20 protein-coding genes and 2 tRNA genes are annotated in these 21,938 nt (G+C 70.7%); 13 read left to right on the top strand and 9 right to left on the bottom strand.

Annotated elements, in window-relative coordinates; genetic code table 11:
* Positions 1 to 89: 89 nt before the first annotated feature.
* The 5 genes from WFI16_RS06620 to WFI16_RS06600 all read right to left on the bottom strand — a co-directional run bounded on the left by WFI16_RS06620 (position 90) and on the right by WFI16_RS06600 (position 7,340).
* Positions 90 to 1,406: an MFS family transporter gene (locus WFI16_RS06620; protein ID WP_419896991.1), complete on the bottom strand. Its 1,317-nt coding sequence runs from the start codon at positions 1,404 to 1,406 to the stop codon at positions 90 to 92.
* A 227-nt stretch (positions 1,407 to 1,633) separates the two neighbouring features.
* Positions 1,634 to 4,330 carry a valine--tRNA ligase gene (locus tag WFI16_RS06615; protein WP_419896990.1) on the bottom strand — a complete coding sequence of 899 codons (2,697 nt, stop codon included), beginning with the start codon at positions 4,328 to 4,330 and terminating at the stop codon, positions 1,634 to 1,636.
* A gap of 134 nt (positions 4,331 to 4,464) precedes the next feature.
* Positions 4,465 to 4,974 (bottom strand): DUF2497 domain-containing protein, encoded by a 510-nt coding sequence (locus tag WFI16_RS06610; protein ID WP_419896989.1) that lies wholly within the window; start codon positions 4,972 to 4,974, stop codon positions 4,465 to 4,467.
* A gap of 47 nt (positions 4,975 to 5,021) precedes the next feature.
* Entirely contained in the window at positions 5,022 to 6,461 is a 1,440-nt protein-coding gene (locus WFI16_RS06605) for a TolC family outer membrane protein (protein WP_419896988.1), read from the bottom strand.
* Positions 6,462 to 6,668: 207 nt separating this feature from the next.
* Positions 6,669 to 7,340: a protein-L-isoaspartate O-methyltransferase family protein gene (locus WFI16_RS06600; RefSeq protein WP_419896987.1), complete on the bottom strand. Its 672-nt coding sequence runs from the start codon at positions 7,338 to 7,340 to the stop codon at positions 6,669 to 6,671.
* A 163-nt stretch (positions 7,341 to 7,503) separates the two neighbouring features.
* Here WFI16_RS06600 and WFI16_RS06595 point away from each other — a divergent pair.
* Positions 7,504 to 7,577, top strand: a tRNA-Cys gene (locus WFI16_RS06595).
* A 170-nt stretch (positions 7,578 to 7,747) separates the two neighbouring features.
* Positions 7,748 to 7,823 (top strand) — tRNA-Asn (locus WFI16_RS06590).
* Between the two features lie 106 nt (positions 7,824 to 7,929).
* On the opposite strand, the gene WFI16_RS06585 is transcribed toward WFI16_RS06590, so the two are convergent.
* Positions 7,930 to 9,069, bottom strand: a complete 1,140-nt coding sequence (locus WFI16_RS06585; RefSeq protein ID WP_419896986.1) for an alpha-D-ribose 1-methylphosphonate 5-triphosphate diphosphatase — start codon at positions 9,067 to 9,069, stop codon at positions 7,930 to 7,932.
* Entirely contained in the window at positions 9,066 to 9,842 is a 777-nt protein-coding gene (phnF, locus tag WFI16_RS06580) for a phosphonate metabolism transcriptional regulator PhnF (protein WP_419896985.1), read from the bottom strand. Before phnF ends, WFI16_RS06585 begins: the two co-directional genes overlap by 4 nt.
* Positions 9,843 to 9,946: 104 nt before the next feature.
* On the opposite strand from phnF, the gene phnG reads away from it, so the two are divergent.
* Genes phnG through WFI16_RS06540 form a run of 8 tightly spaced genes read left to right on the top strand, consistent with a single transcriptional unit; the run spans position 9,947 to position 16,222 of the window.
* Positions 9,947 to 10,408, top strand: coding sequence for a phosphonate C-P lyase system protein PhnG (gene phnG / locus WFI16_RS06575; protein ID WP_419896984.1), 462 nt, complete (start codon positions 9,947 to 9,949; stop codon positions 10,406 to 10,408).
* A complete protein-coding gene (gene phnH, locus WFI16_RS06570; RefSeq protein WP_419896983.1) occupies positions 10,405 to 10,971 on the top strand; it encodes a phosphonate C-P lyase system protein PhnH in 567 nt (188 codons plus the stop codon). Before phnG ends, phnH begins: the two co-directional genes overlap by 4 nt.
* A 3-nt stretch (positions 10,972 to 10,974) precedes the next feature.
* Positions 10,975 to 12,078: a carbon-phosphorus lyase complex subunit PhnI gene (locus tag WFI16_RS06565; RefSeq protein ID WP_419896982.1), complete on the top strand. Its 1,104-nt coding sequence runs from the start codon at positions 10,975 to 10,977 to the stop codon at positions 12,076 to 12,078.
* Positions 12,075 to 12,938: an alpha-D-ribose 1-methylphosphonate 5-phosphate C-P-lyase PhnJ gene (locus WFI16_RS06560; RefSeq protein WP_419896981.1), complete on the top strand. Its 864-nt coding sequence runs from the start codon at positions 12,075 to 12,077 to the stop codon at positions 12,936 to 12,938. Before WFI16_RS06565 ends, WFI16_RS06560 begins: the two co-directional genes overlap by 4 nt.
* Positions 12,935 to 13,708: a phosphonate C-P lyase system protein PhnK gene (gene phnK, locus WFI16_RS06555; protein WP_419896980.1), complete on the top strand. Its 774-nt coding sequence runs from the start codon at positions 12,935 to 12,937 to the stop codon at positions 13,706 to 13,708. Before WFI16_RS06560 ends, phnK begins: the two co-directional genes overlap by 4 nt.
* The gene (phnL, locus tag WFI16_RS06550; protein ID WP_419896979.1) at positions 13,705 to 14,415 is read left to right on the top strand and encodes a phosphonate C-P lyase system protein PhnL; all 711 of its coding nucleotides are present in this window, start codon (positions 13,705 to 13,707) and stop codon (positions 14,413 to 14,415) included. Before phnK ends, phnL begins: the two co-directional genes overlap by 4 nt.
* Positions 14,412 to 15,551: an alpha-D-ribose 1-methylphosphonate 5-triphosphate diphosphatase gene (locus WFI16_RS06545; RefSeq protein ID WP_419896978.1), complete on the top strand. Its 1,140-nt coding sequence runs from the start codon at positions 14,412 to 14,414 to the stop codon at positions 15,549 to 15,551. Before phnL ends, WFI16_RS06545 begins: the two co-directional genes overlap by 4 nt.
* Entirely contained in the window at positions 15,548 to 16,222 is a 675-nt protein-coding gene (locus WFI16_RS06540) for a DUF1045 domain-containing protein (protein WP_419896977.1), read from the top strand. The genes WFI16_RS06545 and WFI16_RS06540 overlap by 4 nt, the downstream gene beginning before the upstream one ends.
* A 52-nt stretch (positions 16,223 to 16,274) precedes the next feature.
* On the opposite strand, the gene phnN is transcribed toward WFI16_RS06540, so the two are convergent.
* Positions 16,275 to 16,832, bottom strand: a complete 558-nt coding sequence (phnN, locus tag WFI16_RS06535; RefSeq protein WP_419896976.1) for a phosphonate metabolism protein/1,5-bisphosphokinase (PRPP-forming) PhnN — start codon at positions 16,830 to 16,832, stop codon at positions 16,275 to 16,277.
* 82 nt (positions 16,833 to 16,914) lie between these two features.
* Here phnN and WFI16_RS06530 point away from each other — a divergent pair, with 82 nt between their 5' ends.
* Complete coding sequence (locus tag WFI16_RS06530) at positions 16,915 to 18,699, top strand: gamma-glutamyltransferase family protein (protein ID WP_419896975.1); 1,785 nt, start codon at positions 16,915 to 16,917, stop codon at positions 18,697 to 18,699.
* Between the two features lie 259 nt (positions 18,700 to 18,958).
* Here the strand turns inward: WFI16_RS06530 and WFI16_RS06525 are convergent, their stop codons facing one another.
* Positions 18,959 to 20,029, bottom strand: coding sequence for an AI-2E family transporter (locus WFI16_RS06525; RefSeq protein ID WP_419896974.1), 1,071 nt, complete (start codon positions 20,027 to 20,029; stop codon positions 18,959 to 18,961).
* Between the two features lie 164 nt (positions 20,030 to 20,193).
* Here WFI16_RS06525 and otnI point away from each other — a divergent pair, with 164 nt between their 5' ends.
* Both otnI and WFI16_RS06515 read left to right on the top strand, forming a co-directional pair.
* Positions 20,194 to 20,976, top strand: coding sequence for a 2-oxo-tetronate isomerase (gene otnI, locus WFI16_RS06520; protein WP_419896973.1), 783 nt, complete (start codon positions 20,194 to 20,196; stop codon positions 20,974 to 20,976).
* 32 nt (positions 20,977 to 21,008) lie between these two features.
* Entirely contained in the window at positions 21,009 to 21,893 is an 885-nt protein-coding gene (locus WFI16_RS06515; RefSeq protein WP_419896972.1) for a 2-hydroxy-3-oxopropionate reductase, read from the top strand.
* The last annotated feature ends 45 nt before the right edge of the window (positions 21,894 to 21,938 follow it).

Here is a 21,938-nt window from a genome sequence, read left to right as displayed (position 1 = left end):
CAACCCTGGAGAGGCGGGCACCGCCGCCATGAGAAAGGGCCGGGAAGCTTGCGCCCCCGGCCCCTGCCCTGTCCGACGTGTCGGGAAGGCTAGTTCTTCTCGCGGCCCGGCACCGGCATGTAGCCGTGGCTGCGCGGGTCCTTCATCGACAGGGCCGCGATCAGCGAGATGACGGCGAAGGCGGCGACATACCAGAAGAAGGCGCTCTCCAGGCCGATGCTCTTCAGGTAGAGCGCGACATACTCCGCGGTGCCGCCGAACAGCGAATTGGCGATGGCATAGCCGAGGCCGACGCCCAGCGCCCGGATCTCCGAGGGGAACATCTCGGCCTTCACCACGCCGCTGATCGACGTATAGAAACTGATGATGAACAGCGCGCCGAGGATGCCGATGAAGGCACCCATCGGCGAGGTGACGCCGGACAGATAGGTCAGGATCGGCACGGTGGCGATCGCCATGCCCGCGCCGAAGACCAGCAGGCAGTTGCGGCGGCCGATGCGGTCGGACAGCGCGCCCAGCGGCGGCTGCAGCAGCATGTAGCAGAACAGCACCGCCGCCATGGTCTCGCTGGACTTGGCGGCCGAGAAGCCGGCGCTGTTGACCAGGAATTTCTGCATGTAGGTGGTGAAGGCATAGAAGGCCAGGCTGCCGCCGGCGGTCAGGCCGATCACCTGCAGCAGCGGCTTCGGGTGCTTCAGCAGCAGCGAGATCGTGCCGGCGCCCTGGCGCTTGCGGTCCTCCTCGGTCGTCGTCTCGTGCAGCGCGCGGCGCAGGAACAGCGCGATCACCGCGGTGGCGGCGCCGATGAAGAAGGGAATGCGCCAGGCCCAGGCACGGATCTCGTCGCCGCTGTAGAGCGACTGCAGGATCACCACCACCAGCAGCGCCAGCAGCTGGCCACCGATCAGCGTCACATACTGGAAGGAGGCGAAGAAGCCCCGGTGCCCGGCGACCGCGACCTCTGACATGTAGGTCGCCGAGGTGCCATATTCGCCGCCGACCGACAGACCCTGCAGCAGCCGCGCCAGCAGCAGCAGCGCGGGTGCGGCGATGCCGATGCTCTCATAGCCCGGCAGCACCGCGATCATCAGCGAGCCGAAGCACATCAGCAGCACCGAGATCAGCATCGAGGCGCGGCGGCCATGCGTGTCGGCGATGCGGCCGAACAGCCAGCCACCGATCGGCCGCATCAGGAAGCCGACCGCGAAGATGGCCGCCGTGTTCAGCAGCTGCACCGTCGGATTGCCGCCGGGGAAGAAGGTCGGCGCGAAATACAGCGCCGTCGCGGCATAGACGTAGAAATCGTACCACTCGACCAGATTGCCGGAGGAGCCGCCGATGATGGCGAAAACGCGCTTGCGGGTATCGTGAGGGTCTTTCGCCTCGGCGACCGGGTCGGTGGTCATGCTCTCTCCTGTCCCCGTGCCGCGGCGCGGGGGGCAGCGCCGGGTCTGGTATAAGAGAGATTACCGCAGCCAAAGGCACCGCGGTATTCGTGCCACCTGATGGAAGCCGCGGTGGTTCAGCACGGCTGCCATCGGATTTCCTGATGGGTCAGGACGGAATAGTCTCGCTCCGGGACAGGATGCGGCCGCGGCGCGGGGAAGGAACCCTCCCCCGCGCCGCGCCGGGATCACTCGGCGATGCGCGCCATGGCGGCCTCGAGGCGCGCCACCTCGGCCTCGGCGGCGGCGAGGCGTTCGCGGTTCTCCTCGACCACCTCGGGCTTGGCGCGGGCGACGAAGTCGGCATTGCCCAGCTTCTGCGCCACCTTGGCGCCTTCGGCCTGGGCCTTGTCGCGCTCCTTCATCAGGCGGGCGCGCTCGGCGGCCAGGTCAATGACGCCGGCCAGCGGCAGCAGGATGGTGGCCTCGCCCACCGTCACCTGGGCGCCCTTGACCGCCTCGCCGGCTTCCGGCGCCCGGAACTCGGTGGCGCGGCCAAGACGACGGATGGCGTCGATCCAGCGGGCACCGCGCGCCAGGGTTTCCGGCGTTGCGCCCTGCGCCAGCAAGGGCACGGTGACAGAAGGAGAAACATTCATCTCGGAGCGCACGCCGCGCACCGCCGAGATCAGCGAGACCAGCCAGTCGAGCTCGGCGCGCGCCGCCTCGGCGCCGGGGACGGCGACCGGCTGCGGCCAGCTCTCGCCGATCAGGCTGCATGCCGGGCCATAGCCGAAATGGTCCCAGAGCTCCTCGGTCAGATAGGGCATGACCGGGTGCAGCAGCTTCAGGATGGTGCCCAGCACATGCTGGGCGGCGCCCTTCACCTCGGCCTTCTCGGCGGTGTCGGGGCCGTTCAGCGCCGGCTTGGCGAATTCCAGGAACCAGTCGCAGAAGCTGTTCCAGACGAAGCGGTAGCAGGCGCCGGCATAGTCATCCATGCGATAGGCTTCGAGCGCCGCGGTCGCCTCGCCGATGGCGGCGTTGGCGGCGTCGAGGATCCAGCGCGCCAGCGGCGTCTCGACCCTGGAGGGGTCGAAGGAGGCATCCGGCGCGATGCCGTTCATCTCGCAGAAGCGCGCCGCGTTCCAGATCTTGGTGCCGAAGGAGCGGAAGTCCTCGACCCGCTTGCGGCCGAGCTTCACGTCGCGGCCCGGCGTCGCCAGCGAGGCGATGGCGAAGCGCAGCGCATCGGCGCCGAAGCTCTCGACGAGCTCCAGCGGGTCGATGACGTTGCCCTTCGACTTCGACATCTTCTGGCCCTTCTCGTCGCGGACCAGGCCATGGATGTAGACGGTCTTGAACGGGGCGGCGCCCATGAAGTGGTGGCCCATCATCATCATCCGGGCGACCCAGAAGAAGATGATGTCCCAGCCGGTGACCAGCACGTCGCCCGGGTAGTACTTGTCCAATTCCGGCGTCTTGTTCGGCCACCCGAGGGTGCTGAACGGCCAGAGGGCGGAGCTGAACCAGGTGTCCAGCACGTCCTCGTCGCGGGTCAGTGTCACCTCAGCGCCGAGCTTCTGGCGCGCCTGGGCCAGGGCTTCCTCTTCCGTGCGGGCGACGAAGCAGCTGCCATCCGGCGCATACCAGGCCGGGATCTGATGCCCCCACCACAGCTGGCGGCTGATGCACCACGGCTGGATGTCACGCATCCAACTGAAAAAAATGTTCTCGAAGTGCTTGGGGACGAACTCGGTCTTGCCGGTCTCCACCGCCTCGATGGCCGGCTTGGCCAGCGTCGCGGCGTCGCAATACCACTGCAGCGTCAGCCGCGGCTCGATCGGCACGCCCGAGCGGTCGCCATGCGGCACGACATTGCTGTGCGGCTCGATGGTCTCGACCAGCTCCAGCCGCTCCAGCTCGGCGACGATGGCCTTGCGCGCCTCGAAGCGGTCCTGGCCGGCCAGGGAGCGGACGAAGGCCGGATCGGCGACACCCTCCAGCGCCGCCAGGTCGCCCTCAATCTCGTCCAGCATCACCGCGCCATAGGCGTCCAGCACCGAGGGCATCGCCAGGCCATGCCGCTTGCCGACGGCGAAGTCGTTGAAGTCATGCGCCGGCGTGATCTTCACCGCGCCCGAGCCCTTCTCCGGGTCGGAATACTCGTCGGCGACGATCGGGATGCGGCGCCCCACCAGCGGCAGGATGGCGAACTTGCCGACGAGGTCGCGGAAGCGTTCATCCTCGGGATGCACCGCGATGGCGGTGTCGCCCAGCAGGGTCTCGGGCCGCGTCGTCGCGACCACGATGAAGCGGCCGGCCTCGCCCTCCACCGGATAGCGCAGGTGCCAGAGGCTGCCCTTCATCTCGCGGTTCTCGACCTCGAGGTCGGAGATCGCGGTCTGGAACTTCGGGTCCCAGTTCACCAGCCGCCGGTCGCGATAGATCAGCCCCTGCTCGTGCAGGGTGACGAAGACCTCGCGCACCGCCTCCGACAGGCCGGCATCCATGGTGAAGCGCTCGCGCGGCCAGTCCAGGCTGGCGCCGAGGCGGCGCAGCTGCCGGGTGATGTTGCCGCCCGACTGCGCCTTCCACTCCCAGACATGCTCCAGGAACTTCTCGCGGCCGATCTCGCGGCGCTGCACGCCCTGCCCGGCCAGCAGCCGCTCCACCACCATCTGCGTCGCGATGCCGGCATGGTCCGTGCCCGGCTGCCACAGCGCGTCGCGCCCCTGCATCCGGCGCCAGCGGATCAGCGTGTCCTGGATGGTGAAGGTCAGCGCATGGCCGATATGCAGGCTGCCGGTGACGTTCGGCGGCGGGATCATGATGGTGAAGGGATCGGCCGCGCTCTCGGGATGCGCGCCGAAGCGGCCTGCGGCCTCCCAGCCCTCGTAGAGGCGCTGTTCGAAGCTGGCGGGGAGAAGGTTCTTTTCGAGCATGGGCGCTGCCTTGGGCGCCATCAGCGCCGGTCGTCAAGAGAAAGGTCAAAAAGCAAGAAAGGGCTGGGGGAAGGAATTCCCCCAGGCCCCCTTCTCTTTCTGTCAGGGCCGTCCCCCGCTGGGGGACGGCGGCATCACTGCGGGGGGCGGGCCAGGACGCGTTCGATCTCGGCCTTGACCAGGCGCTCCACCATGCCGGGCAGATGCTGGTCCAGCCAGGACTTCAGCAGCGGGCGCAGTTCCTCGCGGACCACATCCTCGATGCTGGCGCCGCCCGCGCGCATCACCGGCGCCTTGCGGTCATCGGCCACGGCACGGGCCAGCTGGCCCAAAGCGGCCGCCGCGGCGGCGGCAGCGATCGGGCCCAGCAGGCCGCCCTGCTCGGTCTCCGCCGCCGCCAGCGGCGGCGCGACCGGGGGCGGCGCGACCGGCAGGGCGACCGGCGCCGGCGGCGGAACATAGGCCGGCTCGGGCTGCGGCTGCGGCCGCGGCGCGGCCACGGGGGCCTGGCTGTCGGGCATGTTCGCAGGGGTCTTCGGCGTCGGAACCAGCATGGCTTCGGTCAACTCCAGCGGCACATGAGCGGCGTCGAGCTGCTCATCCTCGTTCAGGATGCTGCGGATGGACGACAGGATATCGTCCATCGATTGCTCCTGCGGAGCGGCGGGTCGTGCGGGGGGCTGGGCCATGCTCAGGGTACTGCGCTGCTGGAGGGATCGCCGGCCGGCTGCTGGGTATTCAGGTCGCCGGTGCCGAACCAGCGCGTGCGCACCGTCCGGTAATAGGCTTCCATATCATACTGCGCGACCGGCAGCGCCAGGTCCCGCGCGGTCAGCCGCCCGACCGAGCCGGCCAGGTTGTAGCTGGCAGTCACCACATTGGCGAGCGCCTGCACCAGGCTGACACGGGCGTTCAGCAGCTCCTGCTCGGCATTCAGCACGTCGAGCGTGGTGCGGCTGCCGACCACCGCCTCGCGCTGCACGCCGTCCAGCGCGATCTCGGCGGCGCGGATCTGCGCGCGCACGCTGTCGACCTGGGCGCGGGCCGATTGCAGCGTCTCCCAGGCCTGGGTCGCCTGCTGCATCACCTGGCGGCGGTTGTCGTCCACCACCTGGCGGTAGCGCTGCGCATCCTGCCGCGCCTGGCGCACCGCCGAATGCTCGGCGCCGCCCTGGTAGAGCGGCACAGAGAGATTGGCGGTGATCTGCTGCCCGGTGCCGCGGGTATGCGGCGCCTGCGGGTTGTCGCTGCGGAAGGCCTGGGCCTGCACGTTGACCGAGGGCAGCAGGGCGGACATCTGCACATCGATGGCGTCGCGCGCCGCGGCCTCGTCGAACAGCGCGGCGACCACCGCCGGGTTGTTGCGCATGGCGAGCTCGGCCGCCTCGCGCCCGTCCTTCACCGGCATGCCCAGCGGCTGCGGCGCGGTCAGCCGCTCCGGCGACAGGCCGGTGGTGCGGCGGAAGGTGGCGCGGCTGGTCTGCAGATTGCCTTCCGAGCTGGCGCGCGAGGCCTTCGCCCCGGCCAGCCGGCTCTCCGCCTGGGCGACGTCGGTGCGGGTGATCTCGCCGACCCGGAAGCGCTCATTGGTGGCGTCGAGCTGGCGCTGCAGCACCTGGACGTTGTTGACGTTGAGCCGCAGCGTCTCCTGGTCGCGGATCACCGCGACATAGGCGGCGACGGTGTCGGACAGCACCTGCTGCTCGGCCGAGAGCAGGCGGGCGCGCTGCGCCAGCACCTGGTTCTCGGCCCGCTGGGTCGAGGCCACGGTGCGGCCGCCATTGTAGAGCTGCTGCGTCACCGTCGCATTGACGCCGGCGGTCTGCCGGTCGGCATCGGCATAGATGCCGCGCGAGCGGGTGGTGCCGTTCACATAGCCGGCGTTGCCGGCGATGGTGACGCTCGGCCGCCAGCCGGCCAGCGCCTGCGGCACATTCTCGTCCACCACGCGCAGCTGCGCGCGCGCCGTCTGCAGCGTCGGGTTGTTCGCATAGGCCTGGCTCAGCGCCTCCTGCAGGGACTGGGCCCCGGCATGGCCAGCGGGCAGCGCGAAGGCGGCGCCGAGCAGCAGCAGGCGGAAGGCGGCGCGGGTCCCGGGGACGAGGCGCTGGGGCGAGCGAGGCTGGGACACCGGCGGGCTCCTGGGAAGGCCGTAAGCTGGAATCGGTCGCGGCAGGCGCCGGCAGATGATGATGTCATCCGGCCCTGCCGCAGGCAGGCTAGCGAAGCTGACGCCGGGCGGCCAGCCACCATGCGGGGTCCGCCTGCGGGTTGCGCGCCAGGTGCGACATGTATGTCGCAGCCCGGCGGTCCCCGCAGGAGGACCGCCCGCAGGATCTCAGAAGGAGAAACCGGGCTGCGGCTGGAATTCGGGCAGCAGGGCGGTGTTGCAGTCGAAGGCCTCGGTGACGCTGAAGGCGCCGCCCATGCGGCGGCCCAGCACCGCGGCCCCGGCCTGGCCCGGGCGGCGGCGCAGGGCGACCAGGCGGCCGCCCTCGGGCAGCTGCTCGACCAGGGCTGGCGGGATCTCCGGCACGGCGCCCTCGATGATGATGACGTCATAGGGCGCGCCGCCAGGATGGCCGGCGCTCGCCGGCCCTTCCACCAGCTGCAGGCTGCCCGGCGCCAGGGTGAGCTCGGCCAGCGCGGCGCGGCCCTGGGCGATCAGGCCGGCATCGCTCTCGACCGCGGTGACGCGCCCGCCCATGCGGGCGGCGACGGCGGCGCCATAGCCGGCGCCGGCCGCCAGCAGCAGCACGGACTCGCCGGCGCGGATCTGCGCCAGCTGCAGCAGGCGCGCCAGCATCATCGGCTGCAGCAGCACGCGGCCCTGGCCCAGCGGCACATCCTCGTCGGCATGGGCGCGGGCTTCCAGCGCGGGGGCCACGAAACGGTGCCGGGGCAGGTCCAGCATGGCCGAGATGATGCGCGGATCGGTGACCTTGTTGGGACGGAGCTGCCCGTCCACCATCCATTTGCGGGCGCCCGCGAAATCTCCAGCGAAACTCATCGCCTGCCGTCCTCGACTGCCGGGCACGGACCCATTTCCCATGCCTTGGCCGGGTTTATAGGCGCTGCATCCGGGCCGGCCAAGCAGGCGGCACCTTTCCTGCCGTCCACCCCGCCCCTGCCCTCTGGACAGCCCCAACTCCACCCGCTAAAGCCGCCCCCATGGTCGGTTGGCCGAGTGGTTAGGCTCGGGACTGCAAATCCCGCCACGCCGGTTCGATTCCGGCACCGACCTCCATCTCTCCTCGTCGAAAATCGCATCGGTTTCAGCGCCCTGGCACAGGTCCGGGCGCCTTTCGCCATGCCGCCTGTCATGCCGCGAACGTGTTCTGCATTATCATGGCGGAACGATTGCAAAGTCCTCTTGCGCTGCCCATCGGCGCCGACTATATCCCGGCCACACGCTGATCCCTGATAGCTCAGCTGGTAGAGCACGCGACTGTTAATCGCTAGGTCGTTGGTTCGAGTCCAACTCGGGGAGCCAATGTGAGGGGGCGCCGGAAACGGCGCCCCCTTTCTGATTCCGGCATCGGGAACGGCGTGGGCCGGCATCCCGGGGAAGCGCGACGCTCCCCCGGAAAGCCGCTGTTTCAGAAGCGCCCGGCTGCCGTCGGGGCCACCCACGCCAATGCGCCGGCACAGAAGACGGCCACCGTCGAGCGGCTGGCCGCATCCACCACCACCACGTCGCCGCGCAGACCCGTCTCCAGCCGGCCGCGATCCGTGAGCCCGGCGGCGCGCGCCGGATTGGCGCTGATCAGCGCCCAGGCCTGGGCCAGGTCCAGCACTCCCCGCCCCTCCAGGATGAAGGCCGCCTGCATCAGGCAGGGCCAGACGTAGTCGGAGGCCAGGATCGTCACGATGCCCTGCTCGGCCAACGGTGCGGCGCTGGCCCAGCCCAGGTGGCTGCCGCCGCGCACCACGTTGGGGGCGCCCATCACCACATCCTCGCCCGCGGCACGGGCGTCGCGGCCGACCGCCTCGGCCATCGGGAATTCGCAGATCGCCGCACCCAGGGCGCGGTGCAGCGCCCGATCCTCCAGCGTCGCATCGTCATGGCTGAGCATCGAGATCCCGCGCGCCCGGGCGGCGGCGGCCAGGCGTTCGCGCGCGGCGGGCATGGCATGGCGCCCGGCCAGCACGCTCTCGGCCATGGCGCGGATTTCCGCCACGCCGACCCCGGCACGCTCGGCATATTTCGAGGCCGCCGCCTCCTTCACCAGCTTCCGCGCGATGCTCGGCGTGTGGTCGTTGAAGGCCAGCAGGTCGACGCGGCCGGCCTCGATATCGGCCAGCGCCGTCTCGAGGGCCGCCAGGTTGTCGACCTCGAAGCGCAGATGCACCCGCAGATCGGCGGCAAGCGTCGGCCGCGCTTTCTCCAGCTCGGCCAGCAGCGTCTTCCAGGCGTCCAGCGAGCGCAGCCCCGGCTCCCAGGACAGGGTCACGCCGAGGAAGGCAGTGGTGATGCCGGCGGCCAGGATCTGCGCCGCCGAATCCCGCAGCGCCTGCGGCGCCGGGATCGCCACGCCCGGGCGCGGCTGGAACTGCCGCTCATGCGCGTCGCCATGGATGTCGACGATGCCGGGCAGGACCAGCAGCCCGCTGGCGTCGAAGCGCCGGGCGTCCGGCGCCGCGGCCTCGGCGACGACGCCGTTGCGCAGCGCCAGGGTGCCGGCGGCGAGCGCCGCGTCGCGCAGCACCTGTCCGCCCGTGATGGTCCAGCCTGTCATGTCTCGTGTCCCGCGCCGTCCTCGATGACGATCTGCACGCGCCCGGCGGCGTAGCGCGACAGGGTGTAGTCGATGGGCCGCCCCTCGGAATCGGCGTTCAGCGCCTCGGCCACCATGACGGGGCGGGTGCGCGCCTGCTGCAGCGCCTCGGCCTCTTCCGGCGTCGGCAGGGCGGCGGTCAGCCGGGTCCAGACCCGGCGGTAATCCGGAATGCCGCAGGCCTTCAGCGCCGCGGTGATGCTGCCGGTCTGCTGCAGGGGCGCTTCCATCCCCGCCAGCCGCGGCAGCACGAAATGGTGGCGGCCAACCACGACCGGGCGGCCATCGGCCAGGCCCAGCCGCTCGACCGCCAGCACCGGCCGGCCAGGGCGCAGGCGCAGCGCCTCGGCAATGGCCGGCTCGGCCGGGATCTCGCGCACCCAGAGGATGCGCCCTTCCGGCTCACGGTTCTGCGCCCGGATCACCTCGGAGAAGCGGGTGCGCGGCCCGAGGCGGTAATCCACCACATCCTCCGCCACGAAGGAGCCGCGCCCCTGCTCGATGCGGATCAGCCCGCGCAGCGCCAGCGAGTCGAGCGCGCGGCGCACGGTGTGGCGGTTGACGCCGTGCTGGGCGGCCAGCGCCGCCTCGGTCGGCAGGCGGCTGCCGGGCGGGCTGCTGCCCTCGGCGATGGCGCGCTCCAGCGACTGGGCGATCTGCCGCCACAGCGAGACACCCTCGCCGCGCGCCAGGGCGGCATCGCGGCCGGGATCGTTCGGAAAAGACTGCGTCATGGAAAGTTCAAGCTCGGCGCCCATGGGTCGTGGCAATTTCGCGTTGACGTTAGCCGGGCGGATATCTAGTTGTCTAGACGTCTCCACAAGACTGAAAGCCTCCCGTGTCCCAAGCCCTGCAAGCTGCCCCGCAAGAGGACCGACGCCGCTGGATGGCGGTGCTGGCCCGGGCCAGCCGGACCGACCTTCAGGCCCGGATCGCCGATCTTCCCGCCCTGCCCCCGCATGCCCGCCTGCGCGGCCCCGAGACCGGGCTGATGATGCTGCGCGGCCGTGCCGGCGGCGACGGCGCGCCCTTCAACCTCTCCGAGATCACCGTCACCCGCTGCGCCGTTTCCCTGCCGGATGGCCAGGTGGGCCATGCCTATGTCACCGGCCGCGACCTGGCCCAGGCGGAACTCGCCGCGCTGGTCGATGCCGCGCTGCAGGACCCGGCCCGGCGCCAGGCCATCCTGGACGTGGTGATCGAACCGCTGGCGGCCGCCCAGGCCGAGGCGGCGGCGGCGCAGTCGCGCAAGGCGGCGGCGACGCGCGTGCAATTCTTCACCATGGCGACCATGCGATGATCCGCCCCGCTTTCGCCGAGCCCGTGCTCGATTCCCAAAGCTGCTTCCGCGCCGTGCTGGAGGCGATGAGCCGCCCGGGCCGGGTGCAGCGCCTGACCATGCCGCTCGACGCGCCGGCGCCGCTGGCCCCGGCCAGTGCCGCGGTGCTGCTGACGCTGGTCGATTCCGAGGCGCCGCTCTGGCTCGATGCCGGGGTGGAGGCCGAGGGCTGGATCCGCTTCCATGCCGGCTGCGCCCTGGTCCCGGCCGGCGAGGCTTTCTTTCTGTTGGCCACCGGCACGCCGCCGCCGCTGTCGTCGCTGCGCCAGGGCTCGGACGAATCGCCGCAGGATGGCGCCACGCTGATCGTCCAGGTCGAAAGCCTGGAGGAAGGCGCCGGCTGGCAGCTGACAGGCCCCGGCATCGAGAAGGAGCACCGGCTGGGGGTGACCGGGCTGCCCGCCGGCTTCGTCGCCGAACGCGCGAAACTGGCCCGGAATTACCCGCGCGGGGTGGATGTCATCCTCTGTGCCGGCGACCGCCTGGCGGCCCTGCCGCGCACCACCCGCATCGAGGAGGGCTGAGCCATGGCCTATGTCGCCGTCAAAGGGGGTGAGAAGGCGATCAGCCACGCCCATGACTGGCTGGCTGAGACCCGGCGCGGCAACCCGGCCCTGCCGGAGCTGGAGGTCGACCAGATCGAGCAGCAGCTGGGCTTGGCCGTCGACCGCGTCATGGCGGAAGGCGCCTGCCACGATCGCGGCCTCGCAGCGCTCGCCATCAAGCAGGCCCAGGGCGACCTGATCGAGGCCGCTTTCCTGTTGCGCGCCTATCGCACCACCCTGCCCCGCTTCGGCCATGCCACGCCGCTGGACACCGCGGCGATGCGCATCCGCCGGCGTGTCTCGGCCACCTACAAGGATCTGCCGGGCGGCCAGGTGCTCGGCCCGACCTATGACTATACCCACCGGCTGCTCGACTTCTCGCTGGCCGCCGCCGGCCAGACGCCGCCGCCCGCCCCGCAGGCCGCCGTCGCCCAGCCCGAGGCGCCGCGGGTGACCGAGCTGCTGGCCCGCGAAGGCCTGATGGCCCGCGACAGCGAGAGCGAGGCCGAGCCGTCCGACCTGACCCGCCAGCCGCTGGATTTCCCGGCCTCCCGCGCCGCGCGGCTGCAGAACCTGGCCCGCGGCGACGAGGGCTTTCTTCTGGGCCTCGGCTACTCCACCCAGCGCGGCTATGGCGGCAACCATCCCTTCGTCGGCGAGATCCGCCAGGGGCATGTGACGGTGGCCTTCACGCCCCCCGAGCTCGGCTTCGAGATCGAGCTGGGAGACATCCTGGTCACCGAGTGCCAGATGGTGAACCAGTTCCACGGCTCGAAGGCCGAGCCGCCGCAATTCACCCGCGGCTACGGGCTGGTGCTGGGCGCCGGCGAGCGCAAGGCCATGGCTATGTCGCTGGTCGACCGCGCGCTGATGGCCGGCGAGCTGGGCGAGGACCGCGTCGCCCCCGCCCAGGACGAGGAGTTTGTCCTGCTGCATTCCGACAATGTCGAGGCGACCGGCTTCGTCGAGCATCTGAAGCTGCCGCATTACGTCGATTTCCAGAGCGAGCTGGAAGTGGTCCGTCGCATGCGCGCCAGCGCCATCGCCGAGGCCGCCGCCCCCGCCGAGAAGGAGCTGGCCGAATGAGCCACGATCCCGGCTACAATTTTGCCTATCTGGACGAGAACACCAAGCGGATGATCCGCCGCACGCTGCTGAAGGCGGTGGCCATTCCCGGCCACCAGGTGCCCTTCGGCGCGCGCGAGATGCCGCTGCCCTATGGCTGGGGTACCGGCGGCATCCAGGTGACGGCGGCGATCCTGGGCCCGCGCGACGTGCTGAAGGTGATCGACCAGGGCGCCGACGACACCACCAACGCCGTCTCGATCCGCCGCTTCTTCAACCGCGTCGCCGGCGTCGCCACCACCACCCGCACGCCGGAGGCGACGGTGATCCAGACCCGTCACCGCATCCCCGAGGCGGTGCTGACCGAGCAGCAGATCCTGGTCTATCAGGTGCCGATGCCGGAGCCGCTGTTCCGCCTGGAGCCGCGCCTGACCGAGACGCGGCGGATGCATGCCCTGGCCGATTACGGGCTGATGCATGTGAAGCTCTACGAGGACATCGCCCGCCACGGCCATGTCGCCAGCGCCTACAACTATCCGGTGATGGTGCAGGAGCGCTACCTGATGTCGCCCTCGCCGATCCCCGCCTTCGACAATCCGAAGATGCACCGCATGCCGGCGCTGCAGCTCTTCGGCGCGGGGCGCGAGAAGAAGATCTATGCCGTGCCGCCCTATACCGCGGTGCGCAGCCTGGATTTCGAGGACCATCCCTTCCGGCCGCACCGGGCGGACGCGCCCTGCGCCCTCTGCGGCTCGCGGACGTCGTATCTGGACGAGGTGGTGACCGACGACCGCGGCGGGCGGATGTTCGTCTGCTCCGACACCGATTACTGCGAGGACCGCCAGGCCACCCAGGCGGAACGCGGGGAGCAGGCGGCATGAGCCTCCCCCTGCTCGAGGCCTCGGGCCTCCACCTCCGTTTCGGCGCCGTCCGCGCGCTGGACGACGTCGCCATCGACATCCACCCCGGCGAGGTGGTCGCCATCGTCGGCGAATCCGGCTCCGGCAAGTCGAGCCTGCTGCGCGTGCTGGCCGGGCAGATGCGGCCCGATAGCGGCACGGTCACCTATCGCGACCCCTCGGGCGAGGCGCATTCGGTTCACGACATGGGCGAGGCGCCGCTGCGCCGGCTGATGCGCACCGATTGGGGCTTCGTGCATCAGCATGCCCGCGACGGGCTGCGCATGGGCGTCTCGGCCGGCGGCAATGTCGGCGAGCGGCTGATGGCCATCGGATCGCGCCACTACGGTAACATTCGCAGCGAGGCGACCGAATGGCTGCAGCGGGTCGAGATCGACGCCAGCCGCATCGACCACCTGCCGCGCACCTTCTCGGGCGGCATGCAGCAGCGGCTGCAGATCGCCCGCACCCTGGTCACCCGCCCGCGGCTGGTCTTCATGGACGAGCCGACCGGCGGCCTCGACGTTTCGGTGCAGGCGCGGCTGCTGGACCTGATCCGCGCGCTGGTCGCCGATCTGGGCATCGCCGTGCTGCTGGTGACGCACGACATCGCCGCCGCCCGGCTGCTGGCGCATCGCATCGTCGTCATGCGGCACGGCCGTGTCGTCGAGCAGGGCCTGACCGACCGGGTGCTGGACGATCCGCAGCATCCCTATACGCAACTCCTGACCGCCTCGGTGCTGGCCGCATGAACGACAATCGCGAGACCGCGCTGCGCACGGTCGGCCTGGGCAAGGATTTTCTTCTCCATCTGCAGGGCGGGCTTCGCATCCCTGTGCTGCGGGACGTCGAACTGGAAGTGCGGCGTGGCGAGGCCGTGGCGCTGGCCGGGCCGTCCGGCGCCGGCAAGTCCACGCTGATGCGCTGCCTCTACGGCAATTACGGCGCCGGCCAGGGCCAGATTTTCCTGCATCACGACGGCGCCGAGATCGAGCTGACCGCCGCCGACCCGCGAACGGTCAGAAAGATCCGGCGCGACAGCCTGGGCTATGTCTCGCAGTTCCTGCGCGTCATCCCGCGCGTGCCGGCACTGGACATCGTGGCCGAGCCGCTGGTCGCCCGCGGCGTGCCGCTGGACGAGGCGCGCGCCCGCGCCCGCGACCTGCTGCTGCGGCTGAACCTGCCGGAGCGGCTGCACGGCCTGCCGCCCGCCACCTTCTCCGGCGGCGAGCAGCAGCGGGTCAACCTGGCGCGCGGCTTCGCGCCCTTCTATCCCGTGCTGCTGCTCGACGAGCCCACGGCCAGCCTTGACGCCGCCAACCGGGACGTGGTGGTGCAGCTGATCGCCGAAGCCAAGCAGGCTGGCGCCGCCATCATCGGCATCTTCCACGATGTCGAGGTGCGCGACCGCATCGCCGACCGTCTTTTCGAAGTCTTGCCCATCCAGGACGCCGCATGACCGCCGAGACCATCCTGACCAATGCCCTGCTGGTGCTGCCCGACCGGATCGAGCCGGGCACGCTGGTGCTGCGTGACGGGCTGATCGCCGAGCTGCAGCCCGGCCGCAGCCAGGCACCGGGCGCCATCGACCTCGATGGCGACCACCTGATCCCGGGCGTGATCGACGTCCATACCGACAACCTGGAGCGCCAGGTGCAGCCGCGCGCCCAGGCGCGCTGGCCGTCGCGCTCGGCCTTCCTGTCGCATGACGCACAGACGGCGGCCGCCGGCGTCACCACGGTGCTGGATGCGCTCTGCCTCGGCGACCTCGGCTTCGACGCCGAGCGCACCGAGACGTTTCTCAACGGCGTGCGCGATCTGGACGCCCTCGCCCCCACCGGCCTGCTGAAGAGCGAGCATTTCCTGCATCTGCGCTGCGAGCTGCCGGCGCTGGACATGCTGGAGCTGGTCGAGGTCGTCGCCGACCACCCCGCGGTGCGCATGGTCAGCCTGATGGACCACACGCCGGGCGTCGGCCAGTATGTCGATATCGAGCGCTACCGGCAGATGCGGATGCGCGGCGGCAAGTCGGTCTCCGAGGTTGACCGCCGCATGCAGGAGCTGATCGCGCAGCGCGAGCGGCTGCGCGCCGACCAGCGCCGCACCCTGATGCAGCGCATCGCGCATCGCAACCTGCCGCTGGCCAGCCATGACGACTGGCGCGAGGAGGAAATCGCCGAGAATGCCGCCGATGGCGTGCTGATCTCGGAATTCCCGGTCTCGATGATGGCGGCCGAGGCCGCGCACCGGCACGGTATGAAGATCATCGCCGGCGCACCCAATATCGTCCGCGGCGGCAGCCATTCGGGCAATGTCGCGGCGGCCGACCTGGTGCGCGCGGGGCTGGTCGATGTCTTCGCCTCCGACTACGTCCCCCCCGCCATGATCGAGGCGGTGTGGCGGGCGACCGAGGAGACCGGCATCCCGCTGCACCAGGCGGTGGCCACCATCACCGACGCGCCGGCGCGGATGCTGCGCATGGCCGATCGCGGCCGGTTGGAAGCCGGGCTGCGCGCCGATCTGGTGCGCATCCGGCCGCTGGAGGGCATCCCGGTGGTCCGCTCGGTGTGGCGCGCCGGCGAGCGCATCGCGTGAGCGCCCGGCTCGGCCTCTACTGGGCGCCGGAGGTCGGCGATCCGCTGCACGCGGCGGCCTCGGCCTGGCTGGGGCGGGATGCGGAGACCGGGGCCTCGCTGCCCCAGCCTCCCCTGCCCGGCCTCGACATCGCCGAGATCACCGCGGATGCGCGCGGCTATGGCTTCCACGCGACGCTGAAGCCGCCCTTCCGGCTGGCCGGCTCCTTCCCGGCGGCGCGGGAGGCGGCGGCGGCGCTGGCGGCTTCGACCCGGCCCTTTGCGCTGCCGCCGTTGCGGGTGGCCAACCTTGACGGGTTCCTGGCGCTGCGCGAGGCGGAGGACTGCCCGGCCCTGCAGGATTTCTGCGACCGCTGCGTGCGAGAACTCGATGCGCATCGGGCGCCTTCGACCGAGGCGGAGATCGCGCGGCGCCGTCCCGATCGCTTGTCGGAGCGGCAGCGGGCGGCGCTGATGACCTGGGGCTACCCGCATGTCTTCGAGGACTGGCGGTTCCACATGACGCTGTCGCGCCGGCTGAGTCCGGAGGAGATGGCAGTGGTTCGCCCGGCCGCCGAGGCCGCGGTCGGCGCCGTGGCCGCGGTGCCGCGGGTGGTGCGGGAGTTGTGCCTGTTCACCCAGGCCGGCCCCGGCGCGCCCTTCTTGATCGCCGAGCGTCTGCCTTTAGGCTGAAAAGACAGAAAAAAGATGGGGGTCCGGGGGAATTCCTTTCCCCGGCCTTTTTCTATTCTGCGGCGTCCTTCAGCGCGCTCAGCAGCCGTTCCGCGCCGATGTCCGGCGTGGTGTCGTTGGCCACCTCGATCAGGTCCAGCCCCTCGACCAGCGGCGCCGCGCGCGACAGGCGCAGCGCGATCTCCGCCATGGTCTCACGCCCGCGGCCGGCCAGGCGGGCGGCGAGCACCTCGGGCGGCGCGGTCACCAGCAGCACGCGCAGGCGGTAGCGGCGGTCGGCTTCGGCCAGCACGCTGCGCGACAGGTTCGCCACGACGATTCGCCCGGCCGCCAGTTCGTCCTCGATGCTGCGGGGGATGCCGTAGTGCAGGCCATGGGCGGCCCAGGACAGCGCGAAAGCACCATCCGCCGCGGCGGCCTCGAACTCCGCCTCGCTCATCGGGATGTGCTGCTCGATCCCCGGATGTGGGTTGGTCTCAGCGGGGCGGGTGATGACGCGCTGGGCGAAGAGGAAGCGTGGATCACCTGCCAAGCTGGCGCGGGCGGCGCCCAGCAACGTGTCCTTGCCCGCGCCAGAGGCGCCCACCACCGTCACCAGCCGACCCGACATCACCTTGCACCGCTCCCGGTTGACCGCTGCGTTTTCGGCGCGCAGAGACAGGGGCGCAAGCAGCCAGCGCCGGAGCCACGCAATGTTCACGACACGCCCTGAGATTGCCGCGACCTTCGGGGCCGTCGGCAGCACGCATTGGATCGCCAGCCAGGTGGGCATGGCGGTGCTGGAGCGCGGCGGCAATGCCTTCGACGCCGCCGCCGCCGCCGGCTTCGTGCTGCAGGTGGCCGAGCCGCATCTGAACGGGCCGCTGGGCGACTGCCCGATCATCATCCATGACGCGCGCGAAGGCCGGCAGCATGTGATCTGCGGCCAGGGCCCCGCCCCGGCCGGGCTGAGCGTCGCCAAGGTGAAGGGCGAGCTCGGCCTCGACCTGATCCCCGGCACCGGGCTGCTGCCGGCGACCGTGCCGGGCGCCTTCGATGCCTGGGCCACCATGCTGCGCGACTGGGGCACCTGGACGCTGGGCGAGGTGCTGGAATTTGCCATCCACTATGCCGAGCGGGGCATCCACTACGTCCCGCGTATTCCGGCGGCGGTGGAAAGCGTGCGCCCGCTGTTCGAGCAGGCCTGGCCGACCTCGGCGGCGCTGTGGCTGCGCGATGGCGGGCCGAAGGCCGGCAAGCTGTGGCGCAACCCGACGCTGGGCGCGACCTATTCCCGCGTGCTGCGCGAGGCGCAGGCGGCCGGCTTCGGCCGCGTGGCGCAGATCGATGCGGCGCGGCGCGCCTGGTACCAGGGCTTCGTCGCCGAGGCGATCGACCGCTTCTGCCGCGAGACGGAGGTGCTGGACGCCTCGGGGCGCGCGCATCGCGGTGTGCTGACCGGTCAGGACATGGCCGGCTGGCAGGCGCCGGTGGAGGCGCCGCTGTCCTTCGACTACCGCGGCACCACCCTCCTGAAATGCGGCCCCTGGAGCCAGGGGCCGGCGATGCTGCAGACGATGGCGCTGCTGCAGGGCTTCGACATCGGCGCGATGGACACGCTGGGCGCCGAGTTTGTCCATACCGTGGTCGAGGCGATGAAGCTGTCCTTTGCCGACCGCGAGGCCTTCTACGGCGACCCGAACTTCACCCAGGTGCCGATGGAGACCCTGCTCTCGGCCGCCTACAATGCCGAGCGGCGCAAGCTGATCAGCCGCGAGGCCTCGCTCGAGCTGCGGCCCGGCACCATCCCCGGCCATGCCGGCTGGGTCGACCACAAGGCCGAGGATCGCGTGCCGATGCTGACCGGTGCCGCCGGCACCGGCGAGCCCACGGTGTCGCGCCTGGGCGTCTCGGGGGCCGATACCTGCCATGTCGACGTGATCGACAAATGGGGCAACATGGTCTCGGCGACGCCGTCGGGCGGCTGGCTGCAGAGCTCGCCGGCGATCCCGGAGCTGGGCTTCTGCCTGGGCACCCGCGGCCAGATGTTCTGGCTGGACGAGAGCCTCCCCAACGGGCTGAAGCCGGGCAAGCGCCCGCGCACCACGCTGTCGCCCGGCATGGCGCTGCGCGACGGCAAGCCCTGGATGGCCTTCGGCACCCCGGGCGGCGAGCAGCAGGACCAGTGGCAGCCGATCATGCTGTCACGCATGCTGGACCATAAGCTGAACATCCAGCAGGCGATCGACGCGCCCTCCTTCCACTCGGAACATTGGCCGTCCAGCTTCTGGCCGCGCGTGGCCCGGCCGGGCAAGACCGTCATCGAGGGCCGCTTCGACCCGAAGGTGCTGGAAGAGCTGAAGGCCCGCGGCCACAAGGCCGAGATGGGCGGCGAGTGGTCGGAAGGCCGCCTCTCCGCCGTGCGCCAGGAAGCGGACGGGCAGATCTTCGCGGGCGCCAATCCGCGGGGGATGCAGGGATATGCGGTGGGGCGGTAAGCCTTCAGCATCTGGACAGGCTGGGGGAATGAATTCCCCCAGACCCCCATCTTTTTTCTGATGATCGGCCGTTTGGGGAACCTGCGCCTCTTCGCCAGCGGCACCCGGGCATCACGGCGGACGCCGTTTCAATACATCAGCGCTCGATCCAAGGTCGCGCTAACAGGGGGCCGTGGCGCGTACTGTGTCCACGTGGACATGGCAATCAGACAGAAAAAAGAAGGGGTCCAGGGGAATTCATTCCCATGGCCTTATCTTTCTACCTGACTTGTGGCTCTTCTTCGGCCCAGTCCCGCAGCAGGGTAAATCCGACCGCCAGCAGGACCGGCCCCAGGAACAGCCCCAGGAAGCCGAAGGCGAAGACGCCGCCCAGCGCCCCCAGGATGGTCAGCAACAGAGGGAGATCCGCGCCGCGGCTGATCAGCCAGGGGCGGATGACGTTGTCGACGCTGCTGATGCCGCCGGCGCCGTAGATCAGCAGGAAGATGCCCCAGCCGGTGCTGCCCTGGCTGAACAGCCAGAGCGAGGCCGGTAGCCAGACCAGGGGCGCGCCCACCGGCAGCACCGAGATGATGCCGGCGATCACCGCCAGCAGGACGGGCTGCGGCACGCCGGCGATCCAGAGGCCGAGCCCGGTCATCAGCCCCTGGGCCACCGCGGTGCCGAGCAGGCCATAGACCACGCCGATGGTGACGTTGGCGGTCAGCTGCACCAGGCGGCGGGCTTGGCTGCCGGCGATGCGGCCGACCAGCGCCTCCAGCCCGGCGGCCATGCGCGGGCCGTCGCGGTAGAAGAAGAAGGACAGCAGGATGGCCAGCACCAGCTCGGCCAGGCCGGAGAGCACGGTCAGCAGGATGCCCAGCAGCTGCTGGGCGATCATGCCGGCATAGGGCTGCAGCAGGTTGGTCAGCGGCGAGAAGTCGAGCTGCAGGGCGTCCCAGCGTTCCTTCAGCCATTCGCCGATCATCGGCACGTGCACCAGCCGGTCGCCGAGGCCGGGCAGGCCCGAGGAGATCAGGTTCTCCACCCCGCTGCGCAGCCCCTCGACATCCTCGGCGCGGAGCGGCGCGGCGAAGAGCAGCGGCAGGCCGACCAGCAGCATCTCGGCGGTGACCATGACCAGGGCGGCCAGCGTCGGTGACAGCCGCAGCCGGTCGCGCAGCGTGCGGTAGGCCGGCCAGGTGCAGAAGGCCAGGATGGCGGCCCAGAGCAGCGCCGAGAGGAAGGGCCGCAGCACCAGCAGGCAGCCGACCAGCAGCGCCCCCAGCGCCACCAGCCCGAGCAGCCGCGCCGGCCGCAGGCCGCGATCGTCGGAGGAGGAGGCGTTCATGCGCCGGACCATGCCTGAGGCGCGGCGCTTCCGCCAGCAGGGCCCGTGGCCTGTTGTGGTCAGCTTGTCTGACAAGGTCTTGCGCTTTGGTTCGGGGGCCTTAGCCTGCCCGGCCAAGGCCTCGCCGCCGGAAGGCGGGGCGCCCGCCGGAGAGGAATCCCGCCATGCCGCGCTTCGCCGCGAACCTGTCTATGATGTTCCAGGAGCTGCCCTTCCTGGAGCGTTTCGCCGCCGCCCGCGCCGCCGGCTTCGAGGCGGTGGAGTTCCTCTTCCCCTACGACTTCCAGCCGGCCGAGGTGGCGCAGCGGCTGCGCGACAACGGGCTGAAGCAGGTGCTGTTCAACGCGCCCCCGGGCGACTGGGCGACTGGCGAGCGCGGCACCGCCTGCATCCCCGGCCGTGGCCAGGAATTCCGCGACGGCATCCTGCGCGCGCTGGAATACGCCACGGCGCTGGACTGCCCGCGGCTGCATGTGATGGCCGGTCTGGCGCCGGCCGGCGTCGCGCATGACACGCTGACCGCGACCTATGCCGTCAACCTCGACTGGGCGGCGACCGAATGCGCCAAGGCCGCGGTGAAGCCGGTGATCGAGCCGATCAACCAGCGCGACATCCCCGGCCTCTTCCTGCGCAGCATGGACCAGGGGGCGGCGATCATCGCGGCGATCGGGCCGGAGCGGCTCGGGCTGCAATTCGACCTCTACCATTGCCAGGTCAGCGAGGGCGACATCGTCAAGCGCGTCGAGAAGCACCTGCCGATCATCGCGCATATGCAGGTCGCCGACGTGCCCGGCCGTCACGAGCCCGGCACCGGCGAGGTGAACTGGCCCTATGTCTTCCAGCGCATCGACGCGCTCGGCTTCCGCGGCTGGATCGGCTGCGAATACCGGCCGCAGGGCGAGACCACCGCCGGCCTCGGCTGGTTCGCGCCCTACAAGGCGGCTTGAAGAAACCTTCGACACGGACGAGGAACAACGCCATGCAGATCGGATTCATCGGCCTCGGCATCATGGGGCGCCCGATGGCGCTGCACCTGAAGAACGCGGGACACGAGCTGCTGGTGCCGGAGCGCGCCAGCCTCGCGCCCGAGATCCGCGAGGCGGCGCAGGTGCTGCCGGATGCCGCCGCCGTCGCCGCCGCGGCCGAGGTGATCATCCTGATGGTGCCCGACACCCCCGATGTCGAGGCGGTGCTGTTCGGCCCGAAGGGCGTCGCCGAAGGGCTCGCGCCCGGCAAGCTGGTGATCGACATGAGCTCGATCAGCCCGACCGCGACCAAGGATTTCGCGGCCCGCGTCAACAAGCTCGACTGCGACTATCTCGACGCGCCGGTCTCCGGCGGCGAGGTCGGCGCCAAGGGCGCGTCGCTGACCATCATGGTCGGCGGCCCGCAGGCGGCCTTCGATCGCGCCATGCCGCTGTTCCAGGCGATGGGCAAGAACATCACGCTGGTGGGCGAGGCCAATGGCGCCGGCCAGACCTGCAAGGTGGCGAACCAGATCGTCGTCGCGCTGACCATCGAGGCGGTGGGCGAGGCGCTGGTCTTCGCCTCGAAGGCGGGCGCCGATCCGGCCAAGGTGCGGCAGGCGCTGATGGGCGGCCTCGCCACCTCGCGCATCCTCGAACTGCATGGCGAGCGGATGATCAAGCGGACCTTCGCGCCCGGCTTCCGCATCGCGCTGCACCAGAAGGATCTGAACCTGGCGCTGCAATCGGCGAAGGAGCTCGGCGTCGCGCTGCCCAACACCGCCTCGACCCAGGCGCTGTTCTCGGCGGTGGTGGCGAATGGCGGCGGCCAGCTCGATCATTCCGGGCTGGTGCAGGCGCTCGAGCTGCTGGCCGCGCACAAGGTGGCCGAAGGCTGAGGCAGCAGCAGCGGGATGACGGGAAGCGCCGCCTCCACGGCGCTT

It is taken from the genome of Roseomonas sp. USHLN139 (assembly GCF_037145735.1).
Classification (GTDB): domain Bacteria; phylum Pseudomonadota; class Alphaproteobacteria; order Acetobacterales; family Acetobacteraceae; genus Pseudoroseomonas.
Note: the sequence above shows the minus strand (reverse complement) of the source record. Positions and strands in the feature narration are given on the sequence as shown.

Excerpts from the sequence above, each read along its gene's own strand:
- WFI16_RS06620 (WP_419896991.1), bottom strand. The coding sequence starts at position 1,406 with ATGACCACCGACCCGGTCGCCGAGGCGAAAGACCCTCACGATACCCGC.
- WFI16_RS06615 (WP_419896990.1), bottom strand. The coding sequence starts at position 4,330 with ATGCTCGAAAAGAACCTTCTCCCCGCCAGCTTCGAACAGCGCCTCTAC.
- WFI16_RS06610 (WP_419896989.1), bottom strand. The coding sequence starts at position 4,974 with ATGGACGATATCCTGTCGTCCATCCGCAGCATCCTGAACGAGGATGAG.
- WFI16_RS06600 (WP_419896987.1), bottom strand. The coding sequence starts at position 7,340 with ATGAGTTTCGCTGGAGATTTCGCGGGCGCCCGCAAATGGATGGTGGAC.
- WFI16_RS06585 (WP_419896986.1), bottom strand. The coding sequence starts at position 9,069 with ATGACAGGCTGGACCATCACGGGCGGACAGGTGCTGCGCGACGCGGCG.
- phnF (WP_419896985.1), bottom strand. The coding sequence starts at position 9,842 with ATGACGCAGTCTTTTCCGAACGATCCCGGCCGCGATGCCGCCCTGGCG.
- phnH (WP_419896983.1), top strand. The coding sequence starts at position 10,405 with ATGATCCGCCCCGCTTTCGCCGAGCCCGTGCTCGATTCCCAAAGCTGC.
- WFI16_RS06565 (WP_419896982.1), top strand. The coding sequence starts at position 10,975 with ATGGCCTATGTCGCCGTCAAAGGGGGTGAGAAGGCGATCAGCCACGCC.
- WFI16_RS06560 (WP_419896981.1), top strand. The coding sequence starts at position 12,075 with ATGAGCCACGATCCCGGCTACAATTTTGCCTATCTGGACGAGAACACC.
- phnK (WP_419896980.1), top strand. The coding sequence starts at position 12,935 with ATGAGCCTCCCCCTGCTCGAGGCCTCGGGCCTCCACCTCCGTTTCGGC.
- phnL (WP_419896979.1), top strand. The coding sequence starts at position 13,705 with ATGAACGACAATCGCGAGACCGCGCTGCGCACGGTCGGCCTGGGCAAG.
- WFI16_RS06545 (WP_419896978.1), top strand. The coding sequence starts at position 14,412 with ATGACCGCCGAGACCATCCTGACCAATGCCCTGCTGGTGCTGCCCGAC.
- phnN (WP_419896976.1), bottom strand. The coding sequence starts at position 16,832 with ATGTCGGGTCGGCTGGTGACGGTGGTGGGCGCCTCTGGCGCGGGCAAG.
- WFI16_RS06530 (WP_419896975.1), top strand. The coding sequence starts at position 16,915 with ATGTTCACGACACGCCCTGAGATTGCCGCGACCTTCGGGGCCGTCGGC.
- WFI16_RS06525 (WP_419896974.1), bottom strand. The coding sequence starts at position 20,029 with ATGAACGCCTCCTCCTCCGACGATCGCGGCCTGCGGCCGGCGCGGCTG.
- otnI (WP_419896973.1), top strand. The coding sequence starts at position 20,194 with ATGCCGCGCTTCGCCGCGAACCTGTCTATGATGTTCCAGGAGCTGCCC.
- WFI16_RS06515 (WP_419896972.1), top strand. The coding sequence starts at position 21,009 with ATGCAGATCGGATTCATCGGCCTCGGCATCATGGGGCGCCCGATGGCG.